The sequence below is a fragment of the Brevundimonas naejangsanensis genome (genome assembly GCF_000635915.2).
Classification (GTDB): domain Bacteria; phylum Pseudomonadota; class Alphaproteobacteria; order Caulobacterales; family Caulobacteraceae; genus Brevundimonas; species Brevundimonas sanguinis.
Genome location: NZ_CP015614.1, coordinates 711,538 through 725,717, shown reverse-complemented (window position 1 = coordinate 725,717; position 14,180 = coordinate 711,538). Strand labels below are relative to the sequence as shown.

11 protein-coding genes and 1 pseudogene are annotated in these 14,180 nt (G+C 62.3%); 4 read left to right on the top strand and 8 right to left on the bottom strand.

Annotation, left to right across the window (positions count from 1 at the left end; genetic code table 11):
* Positions 1-11: 11 nt before the first annotated feature.
* The 4 genes from DA69_RS14850 (at position 12) to DA69_RS03450 (ending at position 3,041) form a co-directional block, all read left to right on the top strand.
* Complete coding sequence (locus DA69_RS14850) at positions 12-425, top strand: TIGR01244 family sulfur transferase (protein WP_025977442.1); 414 nt, start codon at positions 12-14, stop codon at positions 423-425.
* Positions 426-428: 3 nt separating this feature from the next.
* The gene (locus DA69_RS03460; protein WP_025977443.1) at positions 429-1,721 is read left to right on the top strand and encodes an NAD(P)/FAD-dependent oxidoreductase; all 1,293 of its coding nucleotides are present in this window, start codon (positions 429-431) and stop codon (positions 1,719-1,721) included.
* Complete coding sequence (locus DA69_RS03455; RefSeq protein WP_025977444.1) at positions 1,721-2,515, top strand: sulfite exporter TauE/SafE family protein; 795 nt, start codon at positions 1,721-1,723, stop codon at positions 2,513-2,515. Before DA69_RS03460 ends, DA69_RS03455 begins: the two co-directional genes overlap by 1 nt.
* Before the next feature lie 130 nt (positions 2,516-2,645).
* On the top strand, positions 2,646-3,041 hold the full coding sequence (locus DA69_RS03450) for an alanine racemase (RefSeq protein ID WP_025977445.1): 396 nt from the start codon (positions 2,646-2,648) through the stop codon (positions 3,039-3,041).
* Between the two features lie 299 nt (positions 3,042-3,340).
* Here DA69_RS03450 and DA69_RS15090 read toward each other — a convergent pair.
* The 8 genes and pseudogenes from DA69_RS15090 to DA69_RS03415 form a co-directional block, all read right to left on the bottom strand.
* Positions 3,341-3,683: pseudogene (locus DA69_RS15090) on the bottom strand (transposase); the annotation flags it as partial.
* A 133-nt stretch (positions 3,684-3,816) separates the two neighbouring features.
* A complete protein-coding gene (locus DA69_RS14240; RefSeq protein ID WP_235599241.1) occupies positions 3,817-5,118 on the bottom strand; it encodes an NAD(P)/FAD-dependent oxidoreductase in 1,302 nt (433 codons plus the stop codon).
* A 55-nt stretch (positions 5,119-5,173) separates the two neighbouring features.
* Positions 5,174-5,665 (bottom strand): MarR family winged helix-turn-helix transcriptional regulator, encoded by a 492-nt coding sequence (locus tag DA69_RS14235; RefSeq protein ID WP_167309468.1) that lies wholly within the window; start codon positions 5,663-5,665, stop codon positions 5,174-5,176.
* 10 nt (positions 5,666-5,675) lie between these two features.
* Positions 5,676-6,557 (bottom strand): bile acid:sodium symporter family protein, encoded by an 882-nt coding sequence (locus DA69_RS03435; protein ID WP_167349630.1) that lies wholly within the window; start codon positions 6,555-6,557, stop codon positions 5,676-5,678.
* 34 nt (positions 6,558-6,591) lie between these two features.
* The gene (locus DA69_RS03430; RefSeq protein WP_025977449.1) at positions 6,592-7,071 is read right to left on the bottom strand and encodes a DUF3830 family protein; all 480 of its coding nucleotides are present in this window, start codon (positions 7,069-7,071) and stop codon (positions 6,592-6,594) included.
* A 111-nt stretch (positions 7,072-7,182) separates the two neighbouring features.
* Complete coding sequence (locus tag DA69_RS03425) at positions 7,183-8,841, bottom strand: DUF885 family protein (protein WP_025977450.1); 1,659 nt, start codon at positions 8,839-8,841, stop codon at positions 7,183-7,185.
* Positions 8,838-11,045 carry a prolyl oligopeptidase family serine peptidase gene (locus DA69_RS03420; protein ID WP_167349629.1) on the bottom strand — a complete coding sequence of 736 codons (2,208 nt, stop codon included), beginning with the start codon at positions 11,043-11,045 and terminating at the stop codon, positions 8,838-8,840. The genes DA69_RS03425 and DA69_RS03420 overlap by 4 nt, the downstream gene beginning before the upstream one ends.
* Before the next feature lie 113 nt (positions 11,046-11,158).
* Positions 11,159-14,086 (bottom strand): TonB-dependent receptor plug domain-containing protein, encoded by a 2,928-nt coding sequence (locus DA69_RS03415; RefSeq protein WP_082891426.1) that lies wholly within the window; start codon positions 14,084-14,086, stop codon positions 11,159-11,161.
* Between the last annotated feature and the right edge of the window lie 94 nt (positions 14,087-14,180).

Sequence of the window (14,180 nt, the reverse complement as noted above, 5' to 3'; positions counted from 1 at the left end):
AGAGAAGCCTCATGGACATCCGCACCCTGGAAGACCGCCTGCACGTCTCGCCGCAGATCCTGCCTGAGGAGGTCCCGACGGCGGCCGCCCAGGGCTATCGCGCCATCATCTCCAACCGCCCCGACGCCGAAGAGCCGGGCCAGCCGATGACTGAGGACATCCGCGCCGCCGCCGAGGCCGCGGGCCTGCCCTTCGTCCACATCCCGGTGCGCGGCGGGGCCATGACCCCCGACGACGTGGCCCGCTTCAAGGCGGCGCTGGCCGAACTGCCCCAGCCCATCCTCGGCTACTGCCGCTCGGGCACCCGCACCACCTTCCTGTGGGCCCTGTCGCAGGCAGGCGAGCGCCCGGCCGAAGAGATCGTCGCCCTGGCCGCCGCCGCCGGCTACGACGTCTCGCCGCTCGGCCCGCGCCTGGAGGGCTGAGGCATGGCCCATCCGCAAGCTTCCGAGACCTGCCCCGAGACCTGCGACGTCCTGATCGTCGGCGGGGGCGCCGCCGGCATCGCCACAGCGGCCAGCCTGCTGCGCCGCCGCCCCGGCCTTGACGTGGTGATCGTCGAGCCGTCCGAGCGCCACTATTACCAGCCCGGCTGGACGCTGGTCGGCGCAGGCGTCTTCACGCCCGAGCGCACCATGCGCGAGACCTGCCGCCTGATCCCCACCGGCGCCCGCTGGATCAAGGACAGCGTCGTCGACTTCACGCCGGAAGCCGATCAGGTGCGCCTGTCGGACGGCCGCCGCATCGGCTATCGCGCCCTGGTCGCCGCGCCGGGCATCAAGCTGGACTGGGACGCCATCCCCGGCCTGAGCGAGACGCTGGGCCGCAACGGCGTGACCTCCAACTACCGCTTCGATCTGGCGCCCTATACGTGGAAGCTGGTGCAGGAACTGAAGGACGGCCGCGCCCTGTTCACCCAGCCGCCCATGCCGATCAAATGCGCGGGCGCCCCGCAGAAGGCCCTCTATCTGTCGGCCGACCACTGGCAGCGCACCGGCGCCCTCAAGAACGTGGACATCGAGTTCCACAACGCCGGGGCCGTGCTGTTCGGGGTCAAGGACTACGTCCCCGCCCTGATGAAATACATAGAGCGTTACGGCGTCGACCTGCGCTTCAACTCGCGCCTGACCGCCATCGATGGCGAGGCGCGCAAGGCGACCTTTGCCGTCACCGACGCCGATGGGGCCGTCAGCGAAGTCGACCGCGACTTCGACATGCTCCATGTCTGCCCGCCGCAGACCGCGCCCGACTTCATCCGCAACAGCCCGCTGGCGGCCGACAGCGGCTGGATCGACGTCGATCAGGCCACCTTGCATCACAACCGCCTCGACAACGTCTTCGGCCTGGGCGACGCCTGCTCGGCGCCCAACGCCAAGACGGCCGCCGCCGCCCGCAAACAGGCGCCGGTCGTGGCCGAGAACGTCATCTCCCTGCTGGACGGCAAGGCGCTGAAGGCCGTTTACGACGGTTACGGCTCCTGCCCCCTGACGGTCGAGCGCGGCAAGATCGTGCTGGCCGAGTTCGGCTATGGCGGCAAGCTGCTGCCCAGCTTCCCGGCTTGGATGCTGGACGGCCGCCAGCCGACGCGCCGCGCCTGGCACCTGAAGGCGCAGGCCCTGCCGGAAATCTACTGGGTGGGGATGCTGAAGGGCCGCGAGTGGCTGTGCGCCCCCGACTGCGTCGAGCCGGGCGTCGCCCCCCGCGCCAAGAGCGCCGCCTGATGGGCGAGCCGCTCAGCCTGCTGCAATACGGACTGGGCGCCGGGGCGGGGTCGCTGGTCGGCTTCACCTTGGGCCTGGTGGGCGGGGGCGGCTCGATCCTGGCCGTACCGCTGATCGTCTATCTGGTGGGGGTGAAGGATCCGCATCTGGCCATCGGCACCAGCGCCTTCGCCGTGGCCGCCAACGCCTTCGCCAACCTGCTGAACCACGCCCGCCACGGGGCGGTGAAGTGGAAGATCGCCCTGCTGTTCGCGGCGGCGGGCGTGGTCGGGGCGGCCCTGGGCTCCAGCCTCGGAAAGGCGGTGGACGGGCAAAAGCTGCTGGCCCTGTTCGCCGTGCTGATGCTGGTCGTCGGCGCCCTGATGCTGCGCGGCCGCTCGGCGGCGGGGGACCCGCATGTGATCCTGACCGCGCGCAATGCGCCCAAGCTGATCGGCACGGGGACGGCGACGGGGATGCTGTCGGGCTTCTTCGGCATCGGCGGCGGCTTCCTGATCGTGCCCAGCCTGATGGGCTCGACCGGCATGCCCATCTATTACGCCGTCGGCTCGTCTCTGGTCGGCGTCACCGCCTTCGGCCTGACCACCGCCTTCAACTATGCGCTGGCGGGATGGGTGGACTGGCCGCTGGCGGCGGTCTTCATCGGCGGCGGCGTGCTCGGCGGCTTGATCGGCGCGCGGCTGGCCAAGACGATGTCTAGCCGCAAGGGCCTGCTGAACACCGTCTTCGCGGGCCTGATCTTCGTCGTGGCCCTCTACATGCTCTATCAGAGCGCGCAGGCCTTGATGGCCTAACGACAGCGCGCCTGGGGCCGAAGCACGAGCCAGATGCTGATTGCGCCCGGCGACGGGGCCTGCGCCCCTCAGGCGCTCGCAGCGCGTTTGAAACGGCGGAACTAAGGCCGCCGCCCATTCCCGTCGACCCGTGAACCGCCGCCTTGAAGCCGACGGCCGTGACATGAACGTCTATGTCCAGGTCAACACCTCGGGCGAGCAGAGCAAGTTCGGCCTTCACCCCGACGACGCCCTGGACTTCATCGAACGGCTAGAGGCCTTTCCGCGCCTGAAGCCGCAGGGCCTGATGACGCTGGCCGTGTTCAGCGACGACGCCGACCGGGTGCGCCCCTGTTTCACCCTGCTGCGTCGCCTGCGCGATCAGGCGCAGCGGCTTCATCCCCAGATGACGGAGCTGTCGATGGGGATGTCCGGCGACTATGAATTGGCGATCCGCGAGGGCGCCACCATGGTCCGCGTCGGCCAGGCCATTTTCGGCCCGCGTCCTACTCCGGACGCCCATTACTGGCCCGGCGTGGCCGAGTGACGCGATCGGATGCCCAGCGCCCCTGAACAGCGCCCTCAGCCGGATTCAAGTCCCCGAGCGGCCGGTCGCGCACTACATCACTCGTCGCCCGATGCGCCGCGGCGTAGCTGCCCGATATAGAAGCTGAACCGCAAAGGGGGCGCTTGATGCGCTCTACACCTATCGGACGGTGGCTGGGAAACTAGGACTCGAACCTAGAATGACGGTACCAAAATCCGAGACTGAGTGATCGAAATCAATCGTTAGGCAGGAAAACGGGCACAACCTGTTTCACTTAAAATCAATAGCTTAGATCAATCCACGCGCTTCTTGGTGACAGCATAGCCCTCGCGCGGCAGCAGGACTCGCCGGGGGCGATAGCCGCACCGGCGATGCTCTTGGGCGAGGGGTTTCAGCCGGTCGCGCCAGCCGGTGGGCGCCAACACTTTTTGTCAGCAGGTGCTCAGAGCCGCATTGTCCAGCATCGCGTCCGCCAGCACCCGCTTGAGCCGCGCGTTCTCGTCTTGAAGCGTCGTCTGCCGCAGAGCCTCCTACGCGTCGAACCCGCCGAACTGGCCTTCCATTTGTAATGGTCGCCGAGTTGACCCCGCCGGGCCGACAAACCTCCGCCGTCGTTACCCCAGCCTCCTGCTCCCGCAGCATCCCGATGACCTGTTTCCGTCTGGCGTGGACGCCAGTCTTCAATCCCGAAACATGATCGCCGCCTATCCGTCGTCAGCTAAGGCGACCCCAAGCTATTCATGGAGGCGGTTCAGGTGGTGACCTTGCCAGCGTCTCACAACCTTCCTTGCAGATACGCGAATGTCATCATCGCATAGGGTGCAAAGCGAGCCAGCGCATGAAAACGAATAGAATCCGGCTCCTGCAAAGCAACGGACAAGGCTTGGAAGCTGCCGGATGAAAGGCTGCGCGCGACTTCTTCTCCTAACACGACATTCGTCGGCAAACCTCGACCATTGCAGGCTTGAATGGCGTAGAGACCGTCATCTACTGCATAAACGCTAGGCAGGAATGACGTGTTCAGCCAGGCCGTGCCGACCCACAGATGTTCAATGCCTTCGCGACCCAGAGACGGGAAATGCCGCATCAATCGCCCCTGAGCTTCGCGCTCATAAGCCTGACGTCCTCGCAGGGCCGCTGACAAGGGAACGGCAGAGATCAATCGCCCCTCCTCGTCGTACCGCGCGGTGAACAGATAGGACTGTTTATCGGTAAACGAGCCGCCTCGCGGCAGGATTTCTGCTCTCTGCGCCGCGCTCAACGGCGTGGTGGCGAACTCCATCACATGGAGCGGCAAAGTCGTGCGCCTCAGGCGCGGATGCAGTTGCGCATTGCCCCCGTTCGCCGCCAACACGACTTTCGCAGCCCTGATGCTCCCCCCCGCTGTTCTGACCGTCCAACTGGTTCCATCATGCTCGATACCTAGAACAGGGCTATCGCCAAATACATGCGCGCCTTGCTCAATCGCCCGCTCGATCAGACCACAGGCCAAGGCCAGCGGATTCACCTGGCCGCCATCGGCAAAATATAACCCGCCATGATACCGATCAGAACCGAGCGCATCGCGAGTGTGATCCGCATCGACAAAGTTGACGGCGAAACCCCGCGCCTGCCACTGCTTCGCCTGATGCCGTTGCTCTTGCGCCAAGGCTGCGGTGTGGGCGGGTGTCCAAAAGCCCTCCTGGCGCGCATCACAGGCGATATCCAGATGGCGGATCAGATCGAAAAGCTGTCCAGCGGATCCCCCGATCAGTCGGGTGAGGCGCGCCCCACGTTCCAGACCGAAAGCCTTATCGGCTCCGTCCGGGGTCATTCCGATAAAGTTCGGCGCCACCAGGCCGCCGCTCTGTCCTGTGGCGCCCGCTCCGGGCTGCTCTGCCTCAAGAACAGCCACCTTCACGCCGGCTGAAGCCAGATGAAGAGCAGTCGAGGCGCCAGCCACACCTGCTCCGACGACCACCACATCCGTAGAACGATCCGCGGTCAGGGGCGCATAACGTTCGGGCGCGGAGGCAAGATAGGTCCACAGGGAACGGCGCAGGGAAACCCCGCCTCCGCCTGATGGCTGAGACTGCATGTAGATCACCAGAAACTTGACCGCGTCGGCGCCGCTACAGGCGCCAACTTTCGGCCTACTCGATAGAAAGCTTGGACAGGTTGCCGATCAGGCGCTTGAGTATGCGAGTCAGCTCATCCAGGTCCGCGGCTTCCAGACCGGCCACCGCACGTTGCAACTGACGGCTGGCCAATTTCATCACCTCAGCCGACAAGGCCTTGCCGCCAGGCGTCAGATAGACATCCGTGATCCGGTTGTCGTCTGCGTTCAGGAAGGTCTCAACCCATCCCTCACGGCTCATCCGCGTCAAGGCGCGACTCACTGTCGATCTCTTCAGCAAGGAGAGATGGGCAAGCTCTTTGATGTTGATCGGACTCTTCTGCATCAGAACCGTAAGAATACGGTATGTGGCTCGGTCCAGGTCAAATTTCAAAATCGCCTTATCAAGATCTTCATGATACTTGAATTCGGCATGAGCAATTAAGTAAAATGGCGACGAAAAAAGATCGAAGCTGTCTTTTGCGGGGTCATTTTTATCTGGAAGCATCGCTTCTCTCTCGCGCTTCAATTTCATTCCCCTAGGCCCGAGCAACCTGAGGAGACGACTTCGAGAAATAGCGCCGCGCCAGCGTCATGAAAATAAACGCTATCGGCAAGGCGACAGGCGTATTCATGATCATGGGCAGCGACATCTCATTACTCCCGATGATCGATACGGCGATATAGATAGCGGTTCCCTCCTGGCGGATAAGGTGCTCGACGCCGATCGCAGTGTTTTCGGGACCAGACAGGTTCATGAAGCGGCATAGCATCAGCACTGCGCCCAGGGTCAGAACGTTGATGGCGACCGTTATCCACAATAGCTGTCCAAAATGATCTCGGATCATTGGGATCTGATCGACCAATATAAAGCCGAACGCGGTGAAGAGAACAATGGCCCCCATCAGCTTCACGGGCCCCTTCAACTTCAAAGCAATAGCCGGGTTATAATGCCGAAGAATGAAGCCTGCGCCGGCGGGCAGGATGGTTATGGAGAAAATCTGCCAGACAAAAGAGCCGAGAGGGACGGAAACCTCGGCCTGAACACCCATGAAATGGGACAGCGCAAGGTGAGCATAGAAGGGCACCACCAAAATATAGATGAGACTGACGATAATTGTCAGCGACATCGAAAGCGCCAGATCGCCCTTGGCCATATCTGTAAAGAGGTTCGACAGCATCCCGCCTGGACACGTCGCCAGCAGCACAAATCCAACAGCCAAGGCTGCGCTGGGAGCAAACAGCGCGGCCATGGTCACCCCGATAACCGGGGGAATGATCAGCATCGCCGCAACGCCTACGGCGAGAGCCTTCCGATTGCCGAAGACCGCCTGAAAGTCACGGACCGTCAACGACAGGCCCATGGCGAACATGATGCAGATGAGGGAGCCGGGAAGGACCCAGTCTCCCAACAGGCTCATGATAGTGATCTCATTCATTCTAGCTGCGCCCCGATCAGGCCGTCTGAATGACGAGGCGGCATGCACCATTACGCCGAATAGTCTTCATATCGGCCTGCGCCTTCGCCAGGTCTTCCTGCACGATACGCGCGCAGACATTGGCTCTCAGCCAGCCGAACGGCATCAGCAGTCGCCCGCCCTCCCCGTAGAAGAGTCCGATGTCGAAGAAGGGGCCCGGCGGCAAACCCCTCAACGTACGTGCCCCCGCATAGGCCAGGACAATCTCGCCAACCGCAGGAAACGACGTTGCGTTCTCTTCCGGTATGACTCGACACGACAGATCCTCCGGCAGCGTCGCCGCCGGCATGGGGACGGAAATTTCCGGGCCGGTCCACATGGCGTGGATCGCGTCGAAGCTCTGACCACGCTGCGCCAACTCCCAAAGGAAAGCCGCCGACTCGGGCGCTTCGTTCTCCAAAAGATCGCAACACGCGGACAGCCCTGAGCGCTCTTCAACAAATCGGATCCGACGCATTTCATCTCCCTTCGTCAGCGGAACGCTTCACGCTCGCGCCGACTCCTTATATGACCTTATTCGCATGATTTTGGTTATATTGTACAGAGCGCCCGCGCGCCCCTGATCGGGCTAGCGCCGCTGGAAGTATTCCGACTTGAGCAGGCTGATCGGCACATTGCCGTTAAGCCAGAGGAAGTCATGAAACGCCTTCAGATCAAACGCATCGCCCTCACGCACTCGCGCCTCAGCCAGAAACTCCAGCGTCTGCAGCTTGCCGATCTGATAACTGATCGCCTGGCCCGGCGCTGCGGCGAAGAAGACGGCTTCTTCCTCGGCGGTCTGCCGATCCATCGGCACCATGGTTTCCAGATAATCGGCCGCCTGCGCGACGGTGAACTCGCCCAGGGCCAGTTTCACGTCCACCTCGACGCGCAAAGCGCGAAGACGCCCGAAGTTATAGATCACCTCGCGACTTTGAGGCGTTCCGTCGAAGAGGCCCGCCTGCAGCATCATTTCCTCGGCGTAGAAGCCGGTGCCCTCGTTCGCGCCTGAATCATAATAGTGACGCCGCAAGGGGTTGGGGTGGGACCAGGAAGTCGCCAACTGGAAATAATGTCCCGGCACGCCTTCATGCACGATGATCGGCTTCGGATCGCGCGTGATCGACAGATTGAAATAGCCCAGATTTGGCGACGGATCAGGCAGATAGACCGTCGCACTTTCGTCCAGACGATGCTGATTTGTCAGATCAAAGGTTCGGCCCAGCCAGCCGATCGGGCGCAGATAATCTGGAAAGGGCTGAGCGTTGTAGTGGCCCACGCCGTTGTTGACAGACAGCAGGCCCTCCGCCTCCAGGAAGGCGCGAACGTCTAGTTCTTCGACATCCAGGCGACTTGTCACCGCGTCGATAGGCGTCCGGATCGGCAGCGGCTCAAGCGCCCGATTGCGGTTGCGTTCCAGTTCCTCGAACTGAACCATGCGCGCCCACTCCTGACGGCCCATGAGCTGAAGCTGTTCGGGCGAATAGGGATAGACCGCAACTTCCCGCAGGAAGAACTCATATCCTTCGCGGCCGACCGCCGTCTGTTGCGGCAGCCCATCCTGACGGCTGACGACGAAATCTCTATAGGCTTCGAAGGCCGTCAATGCGCGATCGACCGCAGCATCCAGCCGCGCCCCGCGACGCCGATCAGCATAGGGCTTCAAACCCTCAGCCATGCCGCGCAGGCTGGCCGGCACGTCTTCCAACTGACCAAGGGCCGCAGCCGCAAAGGGAGAACGCATATCATCCAGATTGGCCTTGCCCGCCTCCAGCACGGCCGGAGCCGCCTCCAGCAGGCGCAGCACCGTGTCGATTCTGTCCGCCTGAACCGGCGGCGGCGGAAGCAGCGCCTCAAAGATCGGGATCAGGGCCTGCTCGATGTAGAAATGCGGCTGGCGACGCCAGGCCGCCACGTGATCGAGTTCCCAACGCACACGCGCAAGGGCAGAGCCGACCAGCCTATGGTCCGTAGCCGCCTCCGCCCCATTTGCTTCGCCTGCCAGCGCCTGCCAGCGGGCCTCATAGTCGCCAAGGCGGCGATAGCGTTCCTCGATCGACGTTGCGCTCCAATCCGGCACCCAGACCGCAGGGCGAACTATACGAGGGATATCATCTCCCGAAGCCGGCTGCGTCTGGGCCCGCCAGGCCCAAAAGTCCGCTCCCAGTTCGGCGACCGTTTCGGCCGATGCGGCCGAGCCTGCGCACAGGATCAGCGCCGCAGAGATTCCCGCCAGAACGCGCCTCATTTGACGCCTCCATCTGCGTCAGGCCGCAGCGCGCGGTTGAAGAATTCCACCATCTTTTTGAAGGCGTAACGGGTCTGGGCGAGATTGTCGGTCGCCCAGCTGTGGCTGCCCCCCGGAATCGTCAACACCTCATGAGGGGTCTCCGCGGCGATCAGCTTTTCCACGACCGCGACCGTGTCAGCATAGAGCACCACCTGATCGCGGGTGCCGTGGATGATCATCACCGGATCCTGAATGCCCTGGACCTGATAGAGCGCGGACTGAGCCTCGTAACGCGCCGGCATGTCTTCTCCGTCCGGCGGCCCCATGATCCACATTTGCGAAGGATAGGCGTGCCAGACATTGGTGGCCGGCGCGCCCGCTATGCCGACGGCATAGACATCCGGCTTCTTCGACAGCGACATCAGGGTCATCAGTCCGCCGTAGCTGGACCCCCATATGCCGACGCGCGCCGGATCGACCATGCCCTGCGCGACCAGGTGGCGGACCCCGCTCTCCAGATCGTCAATGTCCATCGTGCCGTAAGAATGATGCATGCGCTTGGCGTGCGCGCGCCCCTGCCCCCAGCTTCCGGCGATATTGACGTTCAGGACAATGTAGCCCTGAGCCGCAAGATGCTGATCAAGCCCCCAGGTCGGGTGGGCCCGGCGCCCTCCCCACTGGTTCTTCACGGCGTCAGAATACACCGATCCGACAATCAGCGGATAACGACGGGACGCATCATAATTCGGCGGCATGGTCAGGCGGCCCAGAAGTCGGGCGCCGTCGACATGGCTGTTGAACGTCACATAACGGATGTCCGCCCAGGCAAACTGATCGAAATCCGGCCGAGGTGATCGCGTGACCTGCACGGCCTGCCCGCCTCGCGTGTCGAACACGAAGAGCTCCGGCGGCGTATTGTCGTCGGAAAAGAAACTCGCGACGCGGCGATGATCCGGCGAGAAAACTGGAGCATGCACGCCCGGCCGATCCGGGCTGACACGCTCGACAAGCCCGCCAGCCGCAGGGACCCGATACAATTGCCGCTCCGCCAGGTGCGATTGGTTCGAGGTAAAGTAGATTTGGCGGTTGGCACGGTCGACCTGGAATTGTTCGATCTCCCACTCGCCGTCGGTCAGGCGTTTCAGCGGCTCTCCCGCTGCCCGCTGGTGATAGAGGTGCAGGTATCCGTCCCGGTCCGTCAGGATGATCAGACCATCGTCATCCGGAGCCCAGGCCGCGCGCCAGTCCGGCCGTGTGTGGCCAAAATCGTATTCGTGATAAAAGATCTCCAGAGCGCCCGTCGCCGTGTCGGCCATGTAGATGGTGTGGTCATCGGCCAGTTGGTCCGAACTGTTGATGAACAGCCGGCTTCCGTCCGTGTTTAGCCCGATATCCCAGATATGGTGATCGTCGGCCGGACGTTCGAAATAACGGACCCGGCTCGCAGACAGGTCGACGACGCCCGCCGTGAACAAGGTGGTCGGCTCGCCGGGAAATGGCCGAGCCACCCGACTGACCTGCGCCTGCCCTCCGTTGGCGTCGTAATGAATGTCACGAACCGGCAAAGGACGATTGTCGGCGCGAACGAACGCAATGTGCGAACCGTCGCCCGAGTAGCTGAACTGCTCGACATAGACCTTGGGATCCTCGTAGCCGACCAGATGACGTGAGGAGATATCGGCCTGCGCCGACACCGGCCTGATCCACAGACCGCCTCCCGCCAGATAGCGATCCGCGCGGGAATCTATGGCGCCCCCGGAAACATAGGCCAGGCTCCGGCCATCCGGAGAGAGCGTAAGCTGGCGGATGGCGCCCTTGTCGGATTCGATCCGGCGCCCCTCTCCTGAGGCGTCACGATGATGCAACTCGCCCTGCAGAACGTAGAAGATCGAGCCATCGTCGTTCATGACGACCTGGCTGACGCCAGCGCCCGCTGCTTCAGCACTCCCCAGGTGCGTCAGGCGGGCCTTGTCGCCCGTCACAGGATCGAACACCCAGACGTCGCGGAACGGATAGCCTTCCTCGTTCCAGAGGAAAGCGACCCGAGAACCGTCCGGCGACCAGGCAAAACCTTCGGGCGTCGTACCGACCAGACTCTGCGTCCGATAAAGGTTATCGATCGACATGTGAGGGGCGGCGGTGCTGGCGACCTGGGACGCTTCAGCAGCCCACGCCGCGCTCGCAGGCGCAGCCATTACAACCGCCATCGCTGCAGCGGTCATCAAACCCTTTATACGCATCATCCCCTCACTCAATCGAAAGTTCTCCCGAGACCAAGCTGCGGGATTTCGAGAAAAAGGGACGGACGCCGCCGCCCCTTTCCAACACTAGGCGATCAGAACCGCGCGCGGACGCCGATGTTGAAGCGCCGCCCGAGGACGTCATAGGTCTGACGTTCGTGCAGATACGGTGGTTCTTGATCCAACAGATTGTCGATGCCGCCATACAGGGTGACACGTTCGTTCACTTCCCAGTCGCCGCTCAGATCCACATAGTGAGTGGCTGGCGCAACAGGCTTGGCCAGCTTGGGCATAGCGGTCCCGGCGGCGATGGCGGCGGCATAACGACCATCCGTCACCTCCCCAATGTAGCGATGACGCAGCGACACGCTGGCCGGGCCATGCTCCCAGGTCAGACGCTGGGTAAAGCGCCACTCCGGGTTGGCGCTGGCGCAACCGCCATTGGCCACATAGCCCGCGCAATCGATGGGATCGACGACTGGGCTGCCCTGAATGGTGTTCTCAAGCAGGTAACTGCCAGCGATGAAGTAGGTCAGATCACCCCAGCTATCCAGCGAATGGCGATAGTCGACGCGGAAGTCGACGCCCTTGGACGCGATGTCCGCGATGTTTTGGTTGAGCATCGGGAGATCTTGCAGCTGGCCGTCCGGGTTCCGGTTACGCAACGGAACACAGAACGGGTTGTCCAACCGCATGTCAGCCTGACAGGCTGCAATAGTCGTCGGCAGTCCGCCGCCAAAGTTGGCGATCGCATCCTGAATTTGGATATCATAGTAGTCGAGGGTCAGCGTCGCATTGTTGAGGAAATGCGGCTGATAGACGAGACCCAAGGACCAGGTATCCGAGGTTTCGACGCCCAGGTTTGGGTTCCCCCCCGTGATGATGCGGATTTGAGTGTTCTCCTGCTGGAAAACATCAATCACCTGGGTCGGAACACCCAGTTGCAGGCAGAAGGCGCGTTCCGCCGCAGTGCGGCCCGGACCGGCATTACAGAAGTCGGTCGCCACTGGCGCAGTGTTGGTCTGACCGGAATACAGCTCAGTCACGTTCGGAGCGCGAACCGCTCGCTGCGCCAAACCGCGGAACTTCAGGCCCGGCATCGGAGAGTATTCCCCACCGTACTTGTAGGACGTGACGGCCCCGGCGGTCGAATAGTCTGAAAAACGGATGCCGCCCTCAAAGGCCAGCATCTCAATGCCTCGTCGATCAGCAATCAACGGCACATAGGCTTCTGCATAGATTTCCGAAACATCATATCCACCGCCCGTGGGCTGCATCCCGGCCGACCGCGAAATGGCCTTGCCCTGGATATACAAGGCGTCCGGATTGAACTGGGCGTTCTCTTCGCGACGCTCGATGCCGACAGCGATGCCGAGATCACCGGCAGGCAGGGTGAATAGGGTCCCCGCAATGCTGGCGCCGAACTGCTTCTGCTCGACCTCATTACGGTTAGTCAGCGTCACGCCGTAATAGTCGCGCATCTCCTGGGTCAGAGAATTCAGGCCGAACGGGTTTATGGTGACGCACTTGGGGTCGCCGTTAGCGCACTTATAAGGATCGTTCGGATTAGTCAGGAACATTGCGGCGAAGTTATCGATCAGCAAGCCGCCGCCCTGAACTTCCGTCAGCTCATTCCGACCGTAGTTATAGAAGACGTCCCAGCTCATGCCATTGGCCAGGGTGCCTTCAAGGCCAAAGACCGTCCGGTAAAAATTGCGCGTCTGATCGTTTGTTCGCGGTCCGGACTCCACGATGCGGCGATTGATATTCACCGGAACCAGGCCGTTACCATCCTGGTCAAGATTTGTGCTCAGAAAGTTACGCAGATCACCGGGGAGGTAGGGATTGCGAAGATCAAGCTGGAAGCCAGGGATGAAGCCTGAAGATCCCATCGGCAGGGCGCCCAGGGTCGAATTTACGGCCGTGCGGGCGAAGGACACTTCTCCATAAGCGCGGACAGCATCCGTCAGATCATATTTGAAATGAGTATTGGCCTGGAACCGCTCCATCGGCAGCTGAATATTGCCGACCGGACGGTCATTATAGCCATCTGACGCCTGGTAGGCGCGCCAGCCTTCCGGGGCAAAGAAAATACCGGAGCCAGTAATCGTGGCGCCGAACGGATCCTTCAGCCCCACCAGGCCCGGCGCAACAAGAGTGCCTTGCGGCGTAACCGCATTGCCGCCGGGCACGAGGATCGGATTGCCATTGGCGTCCAAGGCGTCAACCAGATACTCAGACGTATAGTCCCGCGCTGCGCCGGTCGTCTGCTCTCGGTCAAAGTAGTTTAAATATCCGACAATATTGCCGCGACCGTCGGCGAAATTGGTCCCAACTGTAAAGTCAACGTTGACCCGCGCGGAGTCTCCATGCTGGGTGACGCCATATTGAACGCCTAGCTCAGCGCCCTCAAAGTCGTCCTTCATGATGAAGTTGACAACCCCGGCCATGGCGTCCGAACCATAAACAGCCGAGGCGCCGCCCGTTGCTACCTCTACGCGACTGACCAGAGACGGCGGGATGATATTCAGGTCCACGACCCCGTCATTGCCTGAACCGACCACGCGGCGGCCATTCACCAGGACCAAGGTGCGAACCGCGCCCAGATTACGCAGATCGACCGTCGCCGTGCCGTTGCCGGGATTATTGGACTGAGCGCCGAAGCCGGCCACAACCTGCGGCAAGGTATTGAGCACCTGCTCCACCTCGCCGGTCCGAGAGCGCGCGATCTCTTCCGACGACACGACAGACACGGGGCTGTTCGAAACGACGTCCGGACGCGGGATGCGCGACCCTGTCACGACAATATCGGCGACGCTGGACGCTTGTTCTTCCGATTGCGCGACCGCCGTCGACGCAAACGACGTCACGGACAAGATGGCCGCCCCACACAGCAGCGACGCCCTGAATCCAAACACTCGATTATTCATTAGCTTCACCTCCATTTTGCGTCCGCACCCTTCGGCGACGGCAACGCTGAATCCGCACTCGGCCTGGATGCCGACATGCCGCCGCCCCTCCATGCCGCCCCTCGTCCCTCACAGCGCCCCACCATACCCATAAGCGTGTGATTTTGGTTATATTGTCATTCTGTATATGGACAAATTGCCGACCGTC

Coding starts and splice junctions, on each gene's coding strand:
- DA69_RS03435 (WP_167349630.1), bottom strand. CDS start 6,557: ATGAGCCTGTTGGGAGACTGGGTCCTTCCCGGCTCCCTCATCTGCATC.
- DA69_RS03425 (WP_025977450.1), bottom strand. CDS start 8,841: ATGAGGCGCGTTCTGGCGGGAATCTCTGCGGCGCTGATCCTGTGCGCA.
- DA69_RS03430 (WP_025977449.1), bottom strand. CDS start 7,071: ATGCGTCGGATCCGATTTGTTGAAGAGCGCTCAGGGCTGTCCGCGTGT.
- DA69_RS14850 (WP_025977442.1), top strand. CDS start 12: ATGGACATCCGCACCCTGGAAGACCGCCTGCACGTCTCGCCGCAGATC.
- DA69_RS03460 (WP_025977443.1), top strand. CDS start 429: ATGGCCCATCCGCAAGCTTCCGAGACCTGCCCCGAGACCTGCGACGTC.
- DA69_RS14240 (WP_235599241.1), bottom strand. CDS start 5,118: ATGCAGTCTCAGCCATCAGGCGGAGGCGGGGTTTCCCTGCGCCGTTCC.
- DA69_RS03455 (WP_025977444.1), top strand. CDS start 1,721: ATGGGCGAGCCGCTCAGCCTGCTGCAATACGGACTGGGCGCCGGGGCG.
- DA69_RS03415 (WP_082891426.1), bottom strand. CDS start 14,086: ATGGAGGGGCGGCGGCATGTCGGCATCCAGGCCGAGTGCGGATTCAGC.
- DA69_RS03420 (WP_167349629.1), bottom strand. CDS start 11,045: ATGACCGCTGCAGCGATGGCGGTTGTAATGGCTGCGCCTGCGAGCGCG.